The sequence below is a fragment of the Xanthomonas prunicola genome, assembly GCF_025266575.1.
GTDB classification, from domain to species: Bacteria; Pseudomonadota; Gammaproteobacteria; order Xanthomonadales; family Xanthomonadaceae; genus Xanthomonas; species Xanthomonas prunicola.
This window is the reverse complement of the sequence record NZ_CP096142.1, coordinates 1,932,494-1,949,994: the sequence shown is the minus strand read 5'-3', so window position 1 is coordinate 1,949,994 and position 17,501 is coordinate 1,932,494. Positions and strand designations below refer to the sequence as shown.

Here is a 17,501-nt window from a genome sequence, read left to right as displayed (position 1 = left end):
GCCAGGAAAATATCTTGATGAAACGATTTCGGATGGGTGAGTTGTATCGCTACGCCAGGCCCGCTCTGCCAGAAGTGCTTGAGATTGATGGAATTTCAAATTTCCACTATGTCGTTGCAGCTCCGACGTCCCCCCAATTTTGAGTAGCACCTCAGTTTGGAGTCCAATTCCCTACCCCAAGGAGATTGGACGTGAAGAAGCGTTTTTCCGAAGAGCAGATCATCGGCTTTCTGCGCGAAGCCGAAGCGGGCATAGCGATCAAGGACTTATGCCGGCGGCATAGCTTCAGTGAGGCCTCGTACTATCTATGGCGCAGCAAGTTCGGCGGGATGAGCGTGCCCGACGCCAAGCGGCTCAAGGACCTCGAGTCCGAGAACGCGCGGCTGAAGAAGTTGCTGGCCGAGCAGTTGTTCGAGAACGACCTGATCAAGGATGCGTTGCGAAAAAAGTGGTGAGCGCACCGGCGCGTCGTATGCTGGTGCGCGAGTGGATCGGGCGTGGTGCCAGCGCGCTGCGCTATTGCCCACGCCAAGACCGCAATGGCGAACTGCGCGAGCGCATTCTTGCGTTGGCGCATCGCCATCGCCGCTACGGCGTGGGGATGATCTATCTCAAACTGCGACAGGAAGGACGCCTGGTGAACTACAAGCGCGTGGAGCGGTTGTATCGCGAGCAGCAGCTACAAGTCCGGCGCCGCAAGCGCAAGAAGGTACCGGTTGGCGAGCGTCAGCCGCTGCTGCGGCCAGCGCAGGCCAACCAGGTGTGGTCGATGGACTTCGTGTTCGACCGCTCCGCCGAAGGCCGAGTGATCAAGTGTCTGGTGATCGTGGACGACGCAACGCACGAAGCGGTCGCCATCGAGGTGGAGCGCGCGATCTCTGGGCACGGGGTTGCGCGCGTCCTGGATCGGTTGGCACACAGTCGCGGCCTGCCGCAGGTGATCCGCACCGACAACGGCAAAGAGTTTTGCGGTAAGGCAATGGTCGCCTGGGCGCATGCCCGTGGCGTGCAGTTGCGGCTGATCCAACCAGGCAAACCGAACCAGAACGCCTACGTCGAATCCTTCAACGGCCGGCTACGCGATGAATGCCTCAACGAGCACTGGTTCCCGACGTTGCTGCACGCGCGCACCGAGATCGAACGCTGGCGACGCGAATACAACGAGGACCGACCCAAGAAAGCAATTGGCGGCATGACGCCGGCTGCGTATGCCCAACATCTGGCAAACACCGATATCATCAACTCTGGACTCTAAACCCGACCGCTACTCAGGGCGGGGGGACGTCGCACCCATCAGTACGCGGAAATAGAGCTCGCGCAGTAGGCCCGTGCCGAGCACGGCGGCGTCCAGTGGCCTCAGCATGGCCTCGAGGAAGCACAGGCCCGCACTGGCTGGCCGACTACAACCAATAGATCCCGCACGACAGCCTGGGCGCACTAACGCCCGCTGAGTTCCGTGATCAACAACAACCGCAGACCTCAAGTTTTAGGTGGCATTGAATTGGTGCGGACGACAGATAACCCTCTTGAGTCGGCGTATTTATAACACTAGCGGATAATGGGTAAACCCTTTGGTCTATATGAGGATCGATTCACAAAAATATTTTTGTGATTTCCACTGCATTTTTATTGTCGGAATTAACTATCGAAATCAGGATGGGGCATCCTTGGGAAGAGCGCTGGAGCAATCCTGCCTCGATGGTAAAAAATAGCTTGGTTCCCTTTTCGAATTGAAGAGAGAGAAATGATAATAAATTCAAAGATTGATTATTTTCGTAAAGCCGCATTCTGTGCCGTGCTTGCGCTGGCGGCCTGCGTCGCCACATCGGCTAACGCTCAACAGACCGTTCCCATAGCGAGTTATACGGTAAATTACAATCCCAGGGTGAGGGCTGTTTACATACAAAATGTAAATAACCCTAATGGATGGGCGTGTGTCGCAGTGGGCCAAGCAAGTCAGAATGGCAGTTACAAAAGTGGCCCATCTCTCTTGTACGGCTTCACTTACAGTGTGCGTGCAATGAGTGCGGTTGACTGCAGAGCAGGGAGTGCTTTGCCTAATTTGTATGTGCCGAGGTTTACCGTTCCCCTTGAAAATCAGATATTCATTGATATTAGAAATTCAATTTCAATAAATTATTAGGGTTACAATCAGTAGTCCCCGATACGTGCGGCGGTCCATCCTGTCACGGGCCGCCGCAGACCTAATGACGCAAAGGGCATAGGTAATCGAGCGAGCGGCTCGTACAGGCCCGCTTGGCGATGTCTAATAGCGGGTATGCATCGTCCAGTCAGATTGCGCTCCTCTTCTGGGGCGCACCAAATCCGTGAGTCAGGGCGAGAACCTCTTTGTTCGGCTCCGTCAGCACCGCATGGCGGAGTGCATTAAGTCCCAGAAGCGTTTCGGAAGCATGTGACGTGTCGGCGCGGGAGCTGGCTAGGAACCCCTACGGTTGCGACGTGGGGCGGACGACCAAGCTGCCGACCTCGACATCATGTGGCTGATCGATTGCATATGCGATAGCGCGCGCGATGGCCTCAGCGGGGATGCCGCTTGCTTCCGACTGCGCCTGCAGGCTTTGCCGCAGCGTTGGGTCGCTCACGATGTCCAGCAACTCCGATTGCACCATGCCGGGCGAGACCTCGGTGACGCGAATGTGCGGCCCGGCTTCCTGGCGCAGCGCCTCGCTGATGGTTCTGACCGCGTTTTTTGGTCGCAGCGTAGACACCCATTGTCGGCACGATGCGCAATCCCGCTGTGGAGACGACGTTGATGAGATGGCTGCTTTAATGCTGATGGTGGAGGCGATTCGCGCTTGCATGCAAGCGCATGCACAGGCGTACACAAGCTGGATTGGTGCATTGGGCGATCGCCATATCGGCGCGGCGCTCGCACTCATGCACGGGGAGGTCGCACGCGCATGGACAGTGGCCGAACTTGCATCACGCCTGGGTATGTCGCGCTGCGCATTTTCGTCGCGCTTTTCGCAGAACGTCGGGCAGGCACAACTGCACTACCTGACGCAGTGACGCATGTTGCTGGCGCATCGGTTGCTTGCTGAAACCGGTCTGGACATCGCCCACATCGCCGAACGTGTCGGGTACCCGTCACCCAGCGCGTTCGGCCATGCGTTCAAACGCATGTTTGGGGCGGCGCCCAAGCGATCGGTGAGGCCAAGCGACAAAGCGTAGTCACCAGGCCGGTTGTCGTGATCTTCTGGGGTCTTGGTCTGCTCTTTGCGCCGATTCGACGCAACGCAGCTTGGGAGGCAGCGGTTGATGCAGGCCTTTCGCGCGTCAATGCATGCGCGTGGAGCATGCATTGACGCCGCGTTGATGCAGGCTTCCTCACGCCGCGCTGCGCGGCGGTGCATACAGTGGCCTATGCAACCGACGATAGGTCGCGCTGCATCGCGAACTCATCCATGCGCACTGCACTCTCTCCTTTACGCAAATAAACAAGGAGCTGCCATGTCATTCGAAACGAAGCAGACCAACGCCAGCCACTCACGCCGCATGGTGCTACGTACCGCATTGCTGGGCGGCGCTGCTGTGATCTCAGCCGGCGCAATGGCCAACGATGTGCGTCCGGCGAGCGCGCGGCGTGACAAGGCGTCCGGGGACGCAGGGCAACTGACGCTAGGCATGGTGGTGTTCGAGGGCTTCCAGCTCCTGGATGTGTTCGGGCCGCTGGATATGTTCGGCAATCTCAAGGGCAAGGTGAGAATCGTCATGCTCGGCGAACGTGTCGGCGCGGTCGCCAGTAGTGCCGGCCCAGCGGTCGCGGTGGAACACACGCTGGATTCGGTGCCCGCGATCGACATCCTGATGGTGCCCGGCGGCATCGGCACGCGCCGCGAAGTGGACAATGCGGCACTGATCGCCAGCATTGCGCGCCTTGCGCGCACAGCGCCGCATGTGGCCAGCATCTGTACTGGCGCCGCGCTGCTTGCGCGCGCCGGCCTGCTGGATGCGCGGCGCGCGACCACCAACAAGCGTGCCTTCGCCTGGGTGACATCGCAGGGCCCGAAGGTGGAGTGGGTCAAGCGTGCACGCTGGGTGGAGGATGGAACTATCTTCACTTCCTCAGGCGTGTCTGCTGGAACGGACATGGCGCTTGCGCTCATTGCCAAGATCTATGGCAATGACGCCGCCAAGGAGGTTGCCGGCATCGCTGAGTACGTCTGGAACGAGGATTCCACCGACGATCCGTTCGCTGCCGCAGCCGTTGCAGGCTGAGTGGCGGGGCGCGCTTGGACTGTCCTTTCAACACAGCGCAGCGCCAAGTCACTACGCATTTGCGTATCGCCGGTTACCGCTAGCCAATTCACGGAGGGATAGCTGCGTCTTGCCTGCCGACCGCATCCTGATCAAGAAAAAGTGTGCGGGCTATCAGGGGCCTATCGCGTTTCAAAAGGCAACGCAGGAAGACTAAGCCATGGTCGCTATCGCCGATCCGAAGGGCGTCAAGCCTGAGATCAGGCAGGAAGCGTCTCGGCACGACGAGCAGCTAAGCGGCACTAGGTTAGCCAGGCGCGCCGATGGCAGTTTCCAGTCGCAAGGGCATACCGACGAGCCTGATGCTTTTCGGGGATGTGGCCGTGTCACCCAGCTCGCCAGACACTGACGGCCGCAACGCACGCGGGTATCGCGCGGGTAGACTAGCTGGGGCGAGGCGGTTTGATGAGGACATGCGGGTTATCACGCCATGCGCAGCACCGTGACTGCAAGAACGCACACACCAGCTGTAGCGAGCGGCGTTGCAGCACGTCGGCAGCACGTTCTCCATCGTTGTCTGTGATGCATCCACGCCGGCATGGCGTGGACCGTGCTCAAACAGCTTCGCGTGCGCGCAGGTGATTGAGCAGGAGGACGTGCTGCACCGGCGGCATCGGCATATCGCGCCGCCCCTGATCCCATTGCTGCAGGAATGGGATCAGATACGCGCGCTGCCAGGCGTTCAGACGCGTGCACGCGGCATGGCGTGTGTGCACGCGTGCAACCACCGCTGCCGCAGCGGCGTGATCGCTACGCTCCAGATGGTGGAAGACAAACCCCAGCAACGCACTGTCGGGACTGGCAAACGGCACATCCTGGGGGATTGCACCGGTGCTGTCGCCGTCTTCCATTACGCGCAGGAGCACATCAAGGTCGCGCTCGAAGAACGGCCCGGACAATTGCTGCGCGAGCACGTCGAAGTAGTGCGCATCCAGGGCGGCCAGGGTAGCGGCCAGACGATCGAGGGCGTCGCTCAGCTGCGCATCGCTGTGAGCCGGATCCAGTTTCCAGCCGCCATAGGGGCCGATGTCTTTGCTGTTGCGAATGGTGTCGCCAAGCAATGGTGCGGCGCGCTCGTACACATGCAGATCGTGCAGCTGTGTGGTTGCCGAGCGTTGCTGCCAGTCCAGCAGCCGTGCGTGCTGCAGGCCCGCCTGGACAATCAACTCGCCCCAGGTTGCGTCGTGGGCGACCCACAGACACTGGCGGCTGCCGTCGTGGTCGCGCGTCCAGCACCATTGGCGCTCGGGTTGCTCGGCAACCGCCGACCAACCTGCCCGCTGCAGCGCAGTGCTCAAGCGCTGCTCCACCAGCATCGGGAGCAGTTCCTGCACGCGTGCCAGCTGACGCCGGTGCTTGTCGCGTGCGGTTAGCAAGGCGGTGGGCGTGCGCTTGGGCTGCAGGAAGAAGCGCAGTCCGGCGTTCTGCTCGATCTCGCCAGGCTCTTCGCCTTCGCTGAGGTGCGGCAAGGCCAGATCCTCGGGTACGCCGCGCCGGCGCTTGAGTCCACGCTGCGCGGCAATGGCACGGATCGCCTGCAGGTCGTCGCAGGCGACCAACTCGTCCGGCGATGGTGCCAGGCCGTCCTCTGCGGTGAATGTGGCATCGAACCAGCCGTTGACCAGCAGGCCATAGAGGTCGGTGAATAACGCGCCATCGTCGGTTTGATCGGCAAGCGTCAGCACGTCCCGGAACAGCGCAGATACCGGCATGTCTTGGCCGGTTGCGGTCTGCTGGTAGAGCGCAGGTGCGCGTTCTTCCAGGTGCAGGTAGCCCGCACCGCGATCGCTGTTCAGTCAGCACGATGCGTCGGCAGCCCGTGCCTGGGCGCGCAGCGCTGCATCGTCGATGGCTTCCACTGGCGTGCGCACCAGCACGCCGTGACGCAGCAGCAGATCATGCATGCGCAACCAGGTCAGGCCGGTGTCGTAGCGCGCCTGCAGGTGTAGGAGGGCGTGGATGAGCGCGGCTTGGTGCGCAGCGTTCGGCGCAGTGCGATCGACCAGGTGGATGGCGCGTTCAATCACATCCTCGATAGCATGCTGTGACATGGGTAACGTCCTTGCTGTGGCCAGTGACAGTGCACAGCATGGTAGCGGCTAGCAGCGACCGACCACCGGCGTTGCCCGCCTGGAACACGTTGCCAGTGCACGACGTCGGTCTGTAGCGCGCATGTCATCCATCGATCGCTCGGCGCATCGCCGCTACTCATTCACGGACATAATCAGCTAGCAATCGCGCTTTCAACGCTGCGTCGTGCCGGCGTGAAGGACGCGTGGTTGATTGCGCTTGAAACGTCTCGACAGACTCCCGGATCACAGTGCAGCGACGGCTCACCCGCCATCATTGCCAACATGAATATCGGGACTCAGATCACCGCACGCACGGTGACCTTCACATCGGTCGAAACCGGACGAGCGAGCAGCAAGGTCGTTGTGGAACTATCTGGGAACCCCGATCCGCGTTGGCAATCGTGCTTCAACTTTGTCGTACAGGGTCGCGATGGCCTGTACATGGAAGGCCGTCCACGCTTCGACCGATCAAGTTTTGAAGGTGTGCTACCAACCAGTGAGGTAGATGCCTTTCGGCACGATTTGCCCGAGGTACTTGCATCGACCGATACGCTTGCACGCGCACAAGCCAGAAAGGACGCGGATCGGCATTAATCTGCAGCAGATGCGTGCTGCAGACGATCGTAGACGTGGTCAGCGCTGCAGCGCGCCCACGCAAAGCTGATTGAAGCCAGGGCGCTTCACCAATCGGTTGGTGCGTAATCCTTCAAGAACTGCCCCCACACATGCTCGCCAGTGTTGAAGCCGTGGATGATCGGGTCGACGATGCGCGCAGCGCCGTCGACGATGTCCAGCGGCGGGTGGAAGCGTTCCTGCTGCACTTTCAGTGCGGCAATCTCAGCCGGATCTTCGTCGGTGACCCAGCCGGTGTCCACGCTGTTCATGTGGATGCCGTCGTTCTGGTAATCGGCTGCCGAGGTGCGCGTCATCATGTTCAGCGCGGCCTTGGCCATGTTGGTGTGCGGGTGGCGCGTGGTCTTGAAATTGCGGTAGAACTGGCCCTCCATTGCCGAGACGTTGACGATGTGCTTGTCGCGCTCGGGCGTGCGCAGCATCAGCGGCTTGAGCCGCGCGTTGATGATGAACGGTGCGATGGCGTTGACCAGTTGCGTTTCCAGTAACTCGACCGACGGCACTTCGGCCATCAGCAAGCGCCAGGAATTGCGGCCGCGCAAATCGACCTGTTGCAGGTCCTGATCCAGGCGCCCGTCGGGGAACAGATGCTGCTGGCCCACCAGTTCGTCGTCCAGCAGCGCGATTTGCGAGAGCTCGGCAGCGCGGGTGAGGCCATCGGCGCTGTCCAGGCCACGTCCGTGTACCGCCGGCAGTGCGGTGGCCGAGGCATCGCGGAGCAACTCCGGAGTGCGCAGTCCCTCATAGTGCCCGACAAGGTTACGCACCGTCTCCGGCAAGTCGTGCAGCGCTGCGGTTTCGCCGGCCATCATGTGCGCGTAGAACTGCGGCGGGCGGCGCACGGTCTGGCAGGCGTTGTTGATGATGAAATCCAGCCGCTCACGCGTGGCCAGCAGTTCATTGCAGAAGGCTTCCACGCTGGGGGTGTGGCGCAGGTCCAGGCCAAACACCTGCAGGCGATGGCCCCATTGCGCGAAGTCCGGTTCCTGCGCGTAGCGCGCAGCCGAATCGCGTGGGAAGCGCGTGGTGACGATCAGGTCGGCACCGGCGCGCAACAATTTCAGGCCTGCCTGATAGCCGATCTTGACCCTTCCACCGGTCAGCAACGCCACGCGCCCGCGCAGGTCGGCGGTCTCGGTGCGCTTGAAGAAATTCAACTCCGCGCAGGCCGGGCACATCTGGTCGTAGAAGTGATGCAGCTCGGTGAACTTTTGCTTGCACACGTAGCAATGCCGCAGCTCGGGCGAATGCAGCGGCTCCGGCGTCTCTGACGCATTCTCGCCGTTATGCGCGTCGTGCAGGCCGGCAGCATGTGGCGGAAAAAAGTTTGGCGTGCTGAACACCGGCTTGCGTCGCAGTGCGCGGATGCCGCGTTGTTCCAGCAATGCTTCGGCCTTGCGCACCTTTTCCTGATGGCGCTCGCGCTCGCGTTGCTTGAGCAACTGCCGCCGTGCCTTCGGCTCGGGGTGATAGACCTTGGCCACCACCTGGTGCAGGCGCACGCGGTCGGCTTCTGGCAGGGTGTCCAGTACGCTGCGGTCGGCGTCGATGGCCTCCAGCAGGTCCAGTGCCGCGCGCAGGCGGTCGGTCAGGGGCAGGTCGTCGGCGGGCGGGGGGGGGGCGTTGGTGTTCAAGATGGATCCGAAAAAAGAGCGGCAGAAGGCGGAGCGCATGCAGCGGGCGGCGCGGTGGACGCGAGGGATGGCGGCCAGCGGCCACGCTGGCCTGGACGGCGGCTATTTTCGCCGATCCCGAGGTGTTGGTGCCAATGGCGTGCGAAGGCAGTGGCAGCGGTGATGACTCCGGTGCCCAGGATGTACCTAGTCGGTCTTAAGCCCGAGCACTACCTGGCCAGCCAGATCGCCGAACTCAATGCCGATGCCTGCAAGAAGGCGCAGGCCTGCTACATGGTGCCTTCCGGCACGTCGGTGATTGCCAGGTAGCGTGCGCTGCCGGCCGATGGCAATCCGGGGCTCCTGTTGCCTTGCAGCGGTCGGTCTTCGGTCTGCAAACGCTGCTGGCTGCTCGCGTCCGCTCACGCCATCAAGGCCGCTCACGCACTCTCCAAACCGGCTGGGCTAGGGTTGCGGCCTATTGTGGTAGCGGAGAAGGCAGCATGGGTCTGTTGGTCGATGGCAAGTGGCAGGACAGTTGGTACGACACCGACAAGAGCGGTGGGCGTTTCGAACGCTCGCAATCCCAGTTCCGCAATTGGGTCACGCGCGATGGCAGCCCCGGCCCGCATGGGGAAGGTGGCTTTCAGGCCGCTCCCGGACGCTATCACCTGTATGTGTCGCTGGCCTGCCCGTGGGCGCATCGCACATTGATCTTCCGGCGCCTGAAAGGTCTGGAGTCGATGATCGACGTGTCGGTGGTGCACTGGCTGATGGGCAAGCAGGGCTGGACGTTTGCGCCAGGGCCGGGTGTGGTGGGCGATGCGCTCCACCAGGCGCAGCATCTGTACGAGGTCTATCTGAAGGCGGATCCGCAGTATTCCGGGCGCGTGACCGTGCCGGTGCTATGGGATCGCGAGCGCAACACGGTGGTCAGCAACGAGTCGGCCGACATCATCCGCATGTTCAATAGCGCCTTCGACGCGGTCGGCGCTGCGCCCGGCGATTTCTATCCGGCGCCGCTGCGCGAGCAGATCGATGCGATCAATGCGCGCGTGTACGACACCGTCAACAATGGCGTGTACAAGGCGGGCTTTGCGACCACGCAGGCTGCGTACGAAGAGGCGGTGGTGCCGTTATTCGAGAGCCTGGATTGGCTGGATGCGCGCCTTGGCCAGCAGCGCTACCTGTGCGGCGACCGGCTCACCGAAGCGGACTGGCGTCTGTTCACCACGCTGGTGCGTTTCGACGCGGTGTATGTCGGCCATTTCAAATGCAACCTGCGGCGCATTGCCGATTATCCGCAGTTGTCCGGCTACCTGCGTGAGCTGTATCAGATGCCGGGTATCGCAGACACGGTGAATTTCCAGCACATCAAGCACCATTACTACCAGAGTCACGACATGATCAATCCCACCGGCATCGTGCCGCTGGGGCCGGTGCTGGACCTGCAGACACCGCACGGGCGTGGCGGCTGATGCAGCTATTCGCCGGATGCTGCCGGATATCCACGTGCTGCCCTAAGCTGTGCGCCTTCGATACGAACAGGAGTGATGTGTGCTGAATCATGTGATGGTGGGATCGAACGATATTGCGCGATCCAGGCAGTTTTACGATGCGGTGCTCGGCGGCGTCCTCGGTGCCGCCGAACCACTGGTCAATTCTGCTGGCTCGGGCCATGTGCGCCTGTTCTATCGCCACGCCGGCAGTACTTTCGTTGTCAGCGAGCCGATCAACGATGCGCCCGCGACCAGCGGCAACGGCGCCACCGTGGGCTTCAGCTGCGGCTCGCCCGAGCAGGTGCAGGCCTTCCACGACGCTGCGGTGGCGGCAGGTGGCATGTCCATCGAAGATCCACCGGGCGTGCGTGAGAGCCGCATGGGGCCTGTCTGGCTGGCCTACGTGCGCGACCCGGACGGCAACAAGCTCTGCGCGATCTACCGGCCTGCGTAGGCTGTGAGACTTGCGCTGCTGCAACAGCCGCAGCGCGACCGCGCACCGTGTTATTGCTTCGCTATGGCGACGGTGGAATGGCCGTCGCCATAGCGCGCCCTGCGGTTGCGGCGCGCGACAGGCTTAGGTGAGGGACGTCGCGCTAGTGCTTGGCCGCATCGCGCATGATCAACGTCGCCGCGCCCACCGTGATCGCGTCCTCGACCACGCCGGTACTGGTCTGGCCGTAGCGGTCGATCGCACGCATGCGCAGGTTGAAGGTGAGATAGGCGGCCGCCACTGCGGTGGACGCGCCCAGCAGTGCGGCGACGCCGCGCTGACGGCGCGGAGCCAGTGCCGCGCCGACGATCACGCCGGTAGCGATGCGCGCGATCATGCCGGGCAGCACGATGCGGTCGGGTGCGGTTTTCATCTTGTCGCCTGCCAGTTCGCCGCCGGCAAGCGCGAGCATGCCGGCCGACGTCAGCGGATTGGCCAGCAGCGGCGGTGCGCCGTTGTCGGCGGGAAGCTTGCCGGTACGCGCAGCATTGGTGACCGCCGCCAGCGGCGTCATCGAGCGCATGCCGGCGACGGCGCCCATCAGAATGGAATGAATCAAAGCCATGTACACCTCTGCGTGTGCTCAACAATCGCAGGCGGAATGCGCTGCGTGCGGCACGCTATATGGATGTGCACACACTAGGACGGCGCATGTATGGGCGTTGGCAAGAGTTTGTGCATGCCGTGCATTGGCGGCGCCCGCAAGGCACTGGATGTGCTTGCGATGCGCTACCGGGGATGTATCGGCTTGCGCCGCGCAACCAGGCGCGCGGCATTGCACTCAGGGAGCCTTTGGTGCCCAACAGGAACTTCAGCCCATGGGTGATACCGCGCGGTGCGACACTCAGGTGATCTTCGTCGTTGAGCACTAGCTGCAGCGGCGGATACCGCCTTGTGCGCCCGCGCTAGCGTACTGGCGAAACAGGTGCCTGCTTTCGCCGGCATTCCCGCGCATCAATTCAAACGGCCGACATACGCCAGCACGGGAGCAGCCGCCATATCGTTCGGGTTGGTGCCGGGCAGGCCTTGCGGCACGTCCATGCCCTTGCTGCGGTAAAAGTCGGTCCAGTACTGCGAGATCTTGCCGGTCTGCAGGTTCTCGAAGTTCATCGGTTGCAGGGCGAAGACGTGCTGGGCACGGAACGCGCGTTCGATGAAGTCCGAGCAGTAGTAGCTGCTGTCGTCCTGCACGTAGGTCTGGTTGTAAGGCTTGCCAAGCATGCGCCGTGCCTGCGCGATGGCGCCGGGGATCGCATTGCGCTGTTCTTCCGTCAGCCGGTAGACATGGATCTGCCGATGCTTGGCGTTGGCTTCTTCGACGAATGCCTGCAGCGGCTGCTGCCGCGAGCCTTGTTCGTCTGCGTGCAGCAGCACCTGTCCGGTAGCGTCATGGGCGAGCAGTGCCACATGATCGAAGCTGGGGGCATCCTGCCTGGCAGTGGCATCGTCGATGGCGCCGCTCAGGCCGGTGCGGGCGGCGGTGACGAACAGCAAGTCGCCGTCCTGCACCTGTAAGGCGATGGAGGTGGTGGGCAGCAGGGCCAGTGCAAGCACGGCGAGCAAGAAGAGGGTGCGCATGGGAGGCCGGCAGGTGGTGCAAGGGCCACCATTATCGCCAGGAACGCGGGCCGGCTGCCGATGCGCGATGCGCTCTGTAGAATGCAATTGCCAGCGGGCGTCGCCGCCGCCGCCATCGCGTCGCGGCAATCCCTGTCCGTCTGGAGTGTTGCATGCGTGCTTGTTCTGCGTTGTCGCCGATCGGCCGGCTGTTTGCGGTGGCCGCCTTTATCGAGGGGCTGACCTGGGCCGGGTTGTTGCTCGGCATGTTGCTCAAGTACGGCACGCACACCACCGAGCTTGTGGTGTGGCTGTTCGGGCGCCTGCATGGCGCGGCCTTCCTGTGCTATGTGGCGGTCAGCGTGCTTGCCGCGCTGCGCCTGCGCTGCGCCTGCGCTGGCCGTGGTGGGCGTGGGCGCTGAGCCTGCTGGCCGCGTTGCCGCCGCTGGTGACGGTGCCGCTGGAAATGTGGTTCCGGCGTATCGGTCTGTTGGGCGCGCGCGCCGGTGCCTGAGTATGTCGGCGCAGGCCAGACAGCATTGATGCCGCGTGCTTTGCGTGGCACCGCGCAGTGCAACGCGCACAACCCCATGCCAGACGATGGACTCCACAAACCGCCTTTGCCACCATAGGCAGATCAGGGAAGAAGCGGAGTGTCGCAATGCATTACTGGAGGAGGGTGGCGACTGCCGCGCTGGCAGTGGCAATGACCATCGCGGTGCCGGCTCGCGCGCAGACGCCGCCGCAACCGCTGGATCTGACGCCCTATCTCAAAAGCGACCAATTCGAGCGGATCAAGATCTCGCCGACGGGTGAGTATTTCGCACTCACCATGCCGCTGGAAGATCGTACCGTGCTGGGCATCGTACGGCGGCAGGACAAGGTGGCCACCGCGAAAGTCACCGGTGGCGCCAATAGCGTGGTTGACGATTTCTGGTGGGCCAGCGACGACCGCATCGTGGTGTCGATGGCGCAGCGGCTGGGGTCGCGCGACGAGCCGATGGCGATCGGCCAGCTGCATGCCATCGACGCCGATGGCAAGAATGGCCGCCTGCTGGCCAGCCCCTATGGCACCAATGCGGATATCAACGGCGTGCAGTTGAAGATGGACCTGGAGCCTGGCACGTTCATGCTCGATACCTTGCCGGGCGATCCGCGCAATATCCTGGTGTCGACGATCCCGTTCGTCGGCGACCCGAACATTCGCATCGACAAGCTGGACATCCAGACCGGCCGGCGCAGTACCGTGGCGACCTCGCCGGTGCGGCGCGCAAACTTCGTGACCGATCAGCAGGGACGCATCCGCTTTGCCAACGGCGCCGACGTGAGCAACGTCAGCAAGCTGTATTACCGCGACGACGATGCCGCACCGTGGCGGTTGGTCAATGATGCCGCCAGCAGCGGGCATCGCGAATTTCCGCTCGGTTTCGCGGCCGATGGCAGCCAGGCCTATCTGCAGGTGGAACAGGCAAGCGGCACCGATGTGCTGGTGGGATGGGACCCGGCCAGCGGCAAATCCACGCCGTTGTTGCACGACGACACCGTCGACCCCTACCGGATCCTGCGCGATCTGGACGGCACCACGCCGATCGGCGCGTCCTACATGAGCGACCGGGTGCGCAACCGCTTCTTCGACGAGAAGTCACCGACGGCCAGGCTCTATCGCAGCCTGGAAAAAGCCTTCGACGGCAACGCGGTCTACATCACCTCGGCCACCCGCGACCGTCGCCTGGTGCTGGTGTATGTGTGGAGCGATCGCAATAACGGCGACTATTACCTGTTCGATACGGTCAGCAAGCATGCCGACCGCGTGTTCAGCCGCCGCGAGTGGTTCCCGCCCGATGCCGTCCCGGCGAGCAGGCAGGTAAGTTTCCAGGCGCGCGATGGCCTGCAGTTGCACGGCTATCTGACCCAGCCGCTGCATGCCGAGGCAGGCACGCCGCTGCCGTTGATCGTGATGCCACACGGCGGGCCGTTCGATGTCTTCGACAAATGGGAGTTCGATGACGAGGCGCAGCTGCTGGCCGCCGCCGGCTATGCGGTGCTGCGCGTCAATTACCGCGGTTCGGCCAATTACGGGCGTGCCTTTACCCAGGCCGGCGCCAGGGAGTGGGGCGGGCGCATGCAGGACGATCTCACCGACGCCACCCGTTGGGCCATCGCGCAGGGCGTGGCTGATGCCTCGCGCATCTGTCTCTACGGTGCCAGCTACGGGGGTTACGCTGCGCTGATGGGTGTTGCGAAGGAGCCGGCCTTGTATCGCTGCGCCGCCGGCTATGTCGGCGTCTACGATCTGGACATGATGGCGCGCGATACCGGGCGCTCCGCGCGCTGGGCCAAGAACTGGACCGGCGACTGGCTGGGCGCCCGCGACACCCTGGCGGCACGCTCGCCGGTGATGCTGGCCAGGCAGATCAGGGTGCCGGTGTTTCTGGCGGCAGGCGGCAAGGACGAGCGCGCGCCGATCGAACACACCAAGCGCATGGAGCGCGCGTTAAAGGGTGCCGGCGTGCCGGTGGAGGCGCTGTATTTCCCCAATGAAGGCCACGGCTTCTACACCGAGCCGCATCGTCGCGAGTACTACACCCGCCTGCTGGCGTTCCTGAGCACGCAGTTGGGCGGCAGTACGGCGAAGTAGGCGGTTGGTGGTTCCATCCGGCGTTGTCCGGATGGAACGTGCGGCCAAGCTGCGTCGTGGTGGTGCGGGGTGGTCAGGCACCGGACAGCGCTGTGCCTGGCTGGAGTTGCTGCCCGGTACCCCCACTGTGCAGCGATCGGTGAGTGTCGCGGCCGGGGCCTTCAGGTCGCCGGCCCCCACCCGTGCGTGCGCTCAGTTCTTGGGCATCGGCTTCATCTGGTAGTCGGCCGGTGGCGTGGCGCCGAGCAGGTACTGCACGAAATAGTCCCAGCGGCGGCGGGTGACGTACGGCGTGAGGTCGCCGTAGCCGTGCTTGGCGTTGGGCAGCATCAGCATGTCGAAGTTCTTGTTGGCCTTGATCAAGGCATCGGCCACCAGCAGGGTGAGGTACGGCGGTACGTTGTCGTCCAGGGTCCCGTGCACCAGCATCAGCCTGCCTTTGAGCTTGCTGGCGTGCGTGGCGTTGGCCTGGTCGTCGTAGTTGGAGGTGCCGTCCTTGTTGACGATGTGCTCGCCGTGGTACTTCTCGGCCCAGTCGTCTTCGTAGCCGCGGTTGTCGTGGTTGCCGCTTTCCGACCACGCCACCTTGAAGAAATCGGGGTAGCGCAGCATCGCGCCGGTGGAGGCGTTGCCGCCGCCGGAATGGCCCCAGATGCCGACGCGGTCCAGATCGATCCAGGGGTAGCGCTGACCCAGTTCCTTCAAGCCGGCGACCTGGTCGGGCAAGGTGTTGTCGCCCATGTTGGCGTACCAGGTGTCGTGGAAGCTCTTGGAGCGCCACGGCGTGCCCATGCCGTCGATGGCGACCACGATGAAGCCCAGTTCGGCCAGCGACTGGTTGTCGCCATGGCCGGCCAGGAAACTGCGCCCGCGCACCGAGCCGGTTTGCGGGCCAGGGTAGACGTAATCGATGACCGGATACTTGCGCGTCGGATCGAAGTTGGTGGGCTTGAACATCAAGCCGTACAGCGTGGTCTTGCCGTCACGTGCCTTGACCGTGATGGGCTCCGGCGGCACCCAGCCGGCGGCCTTGAGGCGCGTGATATCGGCGGTGGCGATCGTGCTGACAGTGCGGCCATCGCCGGCCTCGCGCAGCAACGTGACTGGTGGCGTGACCGAGGTGGAATAGGTGTCGACAAAGCGTGCGCCATCGGGCGACAACGCGATGCTGTGGTTGGCAGGTTCGGGGGTGAGCAATACCGGCGCGCCGCCATCCAGACTGACTTTCCACAGCTGCTGGTAGTACGGGTCCACGCCGGCGCTGCGACCGACGCCGACAAACCAGGCGGTGCGCGTGACCGGATCCACGCGCAGCAACTCGGTCACGTTGCCGTCGCCCGTGGTGATGGCGCGCTTGGGTTTACCGGTGGCCAGATCGTAGAGATACAGCTGGCCCCAATCGCTGCGTTCGGAAAACCACACTGCCTCATTGCTGGCCGGCAGATACGCCCAGTTGGCGGCGACCTGGCCGCTTTCGTAATAGGTTTTGACGGCTTCGTCGAAGGCGGTACGCACCGCGCCCGTGCTGGCATCGGCAATACGCAACCAGGTTTGCTTGTGGAAGCGCGAGGTGGAGGCGAAGGCCAGCGTCTTGCTGTCCGGTGCCCACTTCACATCGTCCCACAGGCCCGGCGAGCAACTGACGTCGTCGCAGAGCGTGGAGCGGTGTTGATCCGGCGGTGTCTTCAGGCGCAGCACGCTGCGGGTGGGCACGTCGATGATGACGCGCTCGATCATGGTCACGTCCTTGTCGCCGGCCAGCGGATATTTCCATGACTGCAGTTCCGGATGCCCAAGCTTGGTGCTGACCAGATACATATCGCCGGTCTTGCGCTGGTCCTGTTGGAAGGTGGCGATCTTGCGGGAGTCCGGCGACCAGGCCACGATGGCGTTATCGGTGTGCTGCCAGCCGGCGTTGTCGGTGGCGTAGCCGAAGTTTTCCACGCCATCGCGCGTGAGCTGGGTTTCCTGGCCGCTGGCGAGATCGCGCACCCACAGGTTCCAGTCGCGAATGAAGGCCTCGCTGCGCTTGTCCGGCGACAACACGCCAGGTTCCGGTTGGTCCTTGGCGTAGAGCTTGCTGCAACGCGCACGCGCATCGCAGACCACGGCGGTATCGCGTACGTTGAGGCGGTAGCGACCATCGGCGGTGACCTCGACCATCGGCGCGAAGGTGTCGGCCTTGAGCGGTTTGTCACCGGTCTTCAGCAGCGTGTTGAGCGAAGCGACCAGCGCAGACTGTTTGAAGATCGGTGCGGTCTTGCCGGTGGCGGTATCCAGCTGCAGCAGCCGGTTGCCCTTGGCATCGTGATCGACATAGAGCACATGCGTGGCGTCCAGCCAGTCGATGCGGGTGGCGGCGTGATCCACCAGCGGCTGCGCGGCGTAGCTGATCAGCCGCTCGGCGCGCGCGTAGTCGGCCTCGGTGACGGCAGGCGCCTGCGCGCTGGCGAGTGCCGGCAGGCAGGCCAGGGCGATGGCGACGAACAGGTGCCGCAACGGCAATGGGGTGGGCATGAAAGTCTCTCCGGGACGAAAGGAGCGCGCAACGCGGTCGGCGCGACCGTCCGATGCTACCCGTCACGTGGGCCGTGCGCCTCTGCCAGAAGTCGTGTTTGCACCTCGGCGACCGACGCGGGGCGGAGCTGTGATCGAGCGGTTGCCAAGCGGATCGCCCCCGGTCCGGCACCGCCACAGCGTGACCGTGGAGGTGCGTCG

At 63.3% G+C, this 17,501-nt stretch carries 11 protein-coding genes and 7 pseudogenes; 10 read left to right on the top strand and 8 right to left on the bottom strand.

Annotation, left to right across the window (positions count from 1 at the left end; translation table 11 throughout):
• Positions 1-191 precede the first annotated feature (191 nt).
• Positions 192-1,255 (top strand): IS3 family transposase gene (locus tag M0D43_RS08335; protein WP_260808110.1). Its coding sequence is split into 2 segments (ribosomal slippage): positions 192-450 and positions 450-1,255, totalling 1,065 coding nucleotides; the frame shifts between segments, so codons are not numbered across the junction.
• 131 nt (positions 1,256-1,386) lie between these two features.
• Positions 1,387-1,500: pseudogene (locus tag M0D43_RS08330) on the top strand (IS3 family transposase); the annotation flags it as partial.
• A 947-nt stretch (positions 1,501-2,447) separates the two neighbouring features.
• Here the strand turns inward: M0D43_RS08330 and M0D43_RS08325 are convergent.
• Positions 2,448-2,781 (bottom strand): annotated as a pseudogene (locus tag M0D43_RS08325) (SDR family oxidoreductase); the annotation flags it as partial.
• A gap of 9 nt (positions 2,782-2,790) precedes the next feature.
• Between M0D43_RS08325 and M0D43_RS08320 the strand changes: the two are divergent.
• Both M0D43_RS08320 and M0D43_RS08315 read left to right on the top strand, forming a co-directional pair.
• Positions 2,791-3,192 (top strand): annotated as a pseudogene (locus M0D43_RS08320) (helix-turn-helix transcriptional regulator); the annotation flags it as partial.
• A gap of 279 nt (positions 3,193-3,471) precedes the next feature.
• Entirely contained in the window at positions 3,472-4,239 is a 768-nt protein-coding gene (locus tag M0D43_RS08315) for a DJ-1/PfpI family protein (RefSeq protein ID WP_252164264.1), read from the top strand.
• Between the two features lie 593 nt (positions 4,240-4,832).
• On the opposite strand, the gene M0D43_RS08310 is transcribed toward M0D43_RS08315, so the two are convergent.
• Together M0D43_RS08310 and M0D43_RS08305 are read right to left on the bottom strand one after the other, a co-directional pair.
• The gene (locus tag M0D43_RS08310; RefSeq protein ID WP_252164994.1) at positions 4,833-5,177 is read right to left on the bottom strand and encodes a hypothetical protein; all 345 of its coding nucleotides are present in this window, start codon (positions 5,175-5,177) and stop codon (positions 4,833-4,835) included.
• A gap of 42 nt (positions 5,178-5,219) precedes the next feature.
• Positions 5,220-6,329, bottom strand: a pseudogene (locus M0D43_RS08305) (hypothetical protein); the annotation flags it as partial.
• A 303-nt stretch (positions 6,330-6,632) separates the two neighbouring features.
• On the opposite strand from M0D43_RS08305, the gene M0D43_RS08300 reads away from it, so the two are divergent.
• Positions 6,633-6,944: a hypothetical protein gene (locus tag M0D43_RS08300; RefSeq protein ID WP_252164263.1), complete on the top strand. Its 312-nt coding sequence runs from the start codon at positions 6,633-6,635 to the stop codon at positions 6,942-6,944.
• A gap of 86 nt (positions 6,945-7,030) precedes the next feature.
• Here M0D43_RS08300 and M0D43_RS08295 read toward each other — a convergent pair whose 3' ends face one another.
• On the bottom strand, positions 7,031-8,617 hold the full coding sequence (locus M0D43_RS08295) for an SDR family NAD(P)-dependent oxidoreductase (RefSeq protein WP_260808109.1): 1,587 nt from the start codon (positions 8,615-8,617) through the stop codon (positions 7,031-7,033).
• A gap of 189 nt (positions 8,618-8,806) precedes the next feature.
• Here M0D43_RS08295 and M0D43_RS08290 point away from each other — a divergent pair.
• The 3 genes and pseudogenes from M0D43_RS08290 to M0D43_RS08280 all read left to right on the top strand — a co-directional run.
• Positions 8,807-8,926 (top strand): annotated as a pseudogene (locus M0D43_RS08290) (SPFH domain-containing protein); the annotation flags it as partial.
• Between the two features lie 173 nt (positions 8,927-9,099).
• Positions 9,100-10,074 (top strand): glutathione S-transferase family protein, encoded by a 975-nt coding sequence (locus tag M0D43_RS08285; RefSeq protein ID WP_252164262.1) that lies wholly within the window; start codon positions 9,100-9,102, stop codon positions 10,072-10,074.
• 79 nt (positions 10,075-10,153) lie between these two features.
• Positions 10,154-10,549 (top strand): VOC family protein, encoded by a 396-nt coding sequence (locus M0D43_RS08280; RefSeq protein WP_252164261.1) that lies wholly within the window; start codon positions 10,154-10,156, stop codon positions 10,547-10,549.
• 142 nt (positions 10,550-10,691) lie between these two features.
• Here the strand turns inward: M0D43_RS08280 and M0D43_RS08275 are convergent, their stop codons facing one another.
• From M0D43_RS08275 to M0D43_RS08270, 3 genes and pseudogenes are all read right to left on the bottom strand, one after another.
• The gene (locus M0D43_RS08275) at positions 10,692-11,153 is read right to left on the bottom strand and encodes a DUF4126 domain-containing protein (RefSeq protein WP_252164260.1); all 462 of its coding nucleotides are present in this window, start codon (positions 11,151-11,153) and stop codon (positions 10,692-10,694) included.
• Positions 11,154-11,379: 226 nt separating this feature from the next.
• Positions 11,380-11,487 (bottom strand): annotated as a pseudogene (locus M0D43_RS22155) (alpha/beta hydrolase); the annotation flags it as partial.
• A gap of 55 nt (positions 11,488-11,542) precedes the next feature.
• Positions 11,543-12,166: a YiiX/YebB-like N1pC/P60 family cysteine hydrolase gene (locus M0D43_RS08270; RefSeq protein ID WP_260808108.1), complete on the bottom strand. Its 624-nt coding sequence runs from the start codon at positions 12,164-12,166 to the stop codon at positions 11,543-11,545.
• A gap of 152 nt (positions 12,167-12,318) precedes the next feature.
• Here M0D43_RS08270 and M0D43_RS08265 point away from each other — a divergent pair.
• Both M0D43_RS08265 and M0D43_RS08260 read left to right on the top strand, forming a co-directional pair.
• Positions 12,319-12,659: pseudogene (locus M0D43_RS08265) on the top strand (DUF3817 domain-containing protein).
• Positions 12,660-12,806: 147 nt separating this feature from the next.
• Positions 12,807-14,783, top strand: a complete 1,977-nt coding sequence (locus M0D43_RS08260) for an alpha/beta hydrolase family protein (protein ID WP_260808107.1) — start codon at positions 12,807-12,809, stop codon at positions 14,781-14,783.
• 192 nt (positions 14,784-14,975) lie between these two features.
• On the opposite strand, the gene M0D43_RS08255 is transcribed toward M0D43_RS08260, so the two are convergent.
• On the bottom strand, positions 14,976-17,300 hold the full coding sequence (locus M0D43_RS08255) for a S9 family peptidase (protein ID WP_252164258.1): 2,325 nt from the start codon (positions 17,298-17,300) through the stop codon (positions 14,976-14,978).
• Positions 17,301-17,501: the final 201 nt, after the last annotated feature.

Bases quoted from the DNA above. Each gene is read 5' to 3' on its own strand.
- M0D43_RS08260 (WP_260808107.1), top strand. From the start codon at position 12,807: ATGCATTACTGGAGGAGGGTGGCGACTGCCGCGCTGGCAGTGGCAATG.
- M0D43_RS08255 (WP_252164258.1), bottom strand. From the start codon at position 17,300: ATGCCCACCCCATTGCCGTTGCGGCACCTGTTCGTCGCCATCGCCCTG.
- M0D43_RS08270 (WP_260808108.1), bottom strand. From the start codon at position 12,166: ATGCGCACCCTCTTCTTGCTCGCCGTGCTTGCACTGGCCCTGCTGCCC.
- M0D43_RS08285 (WP_252164262.1), top strand. From the start codon at position 9,100: ATGGGTCTGTTGGTCGATGGCAAGTGGCAGGACAGTTGGTACGACACC.
- M0D43_RS08315 (WP_252164264.1), top strand. From the start codon at position 3,472: ATGTCATTCGAAACGAAGCAGACCAACGCCAGCCACTCACGCCGCATG.
- M0D43_RS08300 (WP_252164263.1), top strand. From the start codon at position 6,633: ATGAATATCGGGACTCAGATCACCGCACGCACGGTGACCTTCACATCG.
- M0D43_RS08275 (WP_252164260.1), bottom strand. From the start codon at position 11,153: ATGGCTTTGATTCATTCCATTCTGATGGGCGCCGTCGCCGGCATGCGC.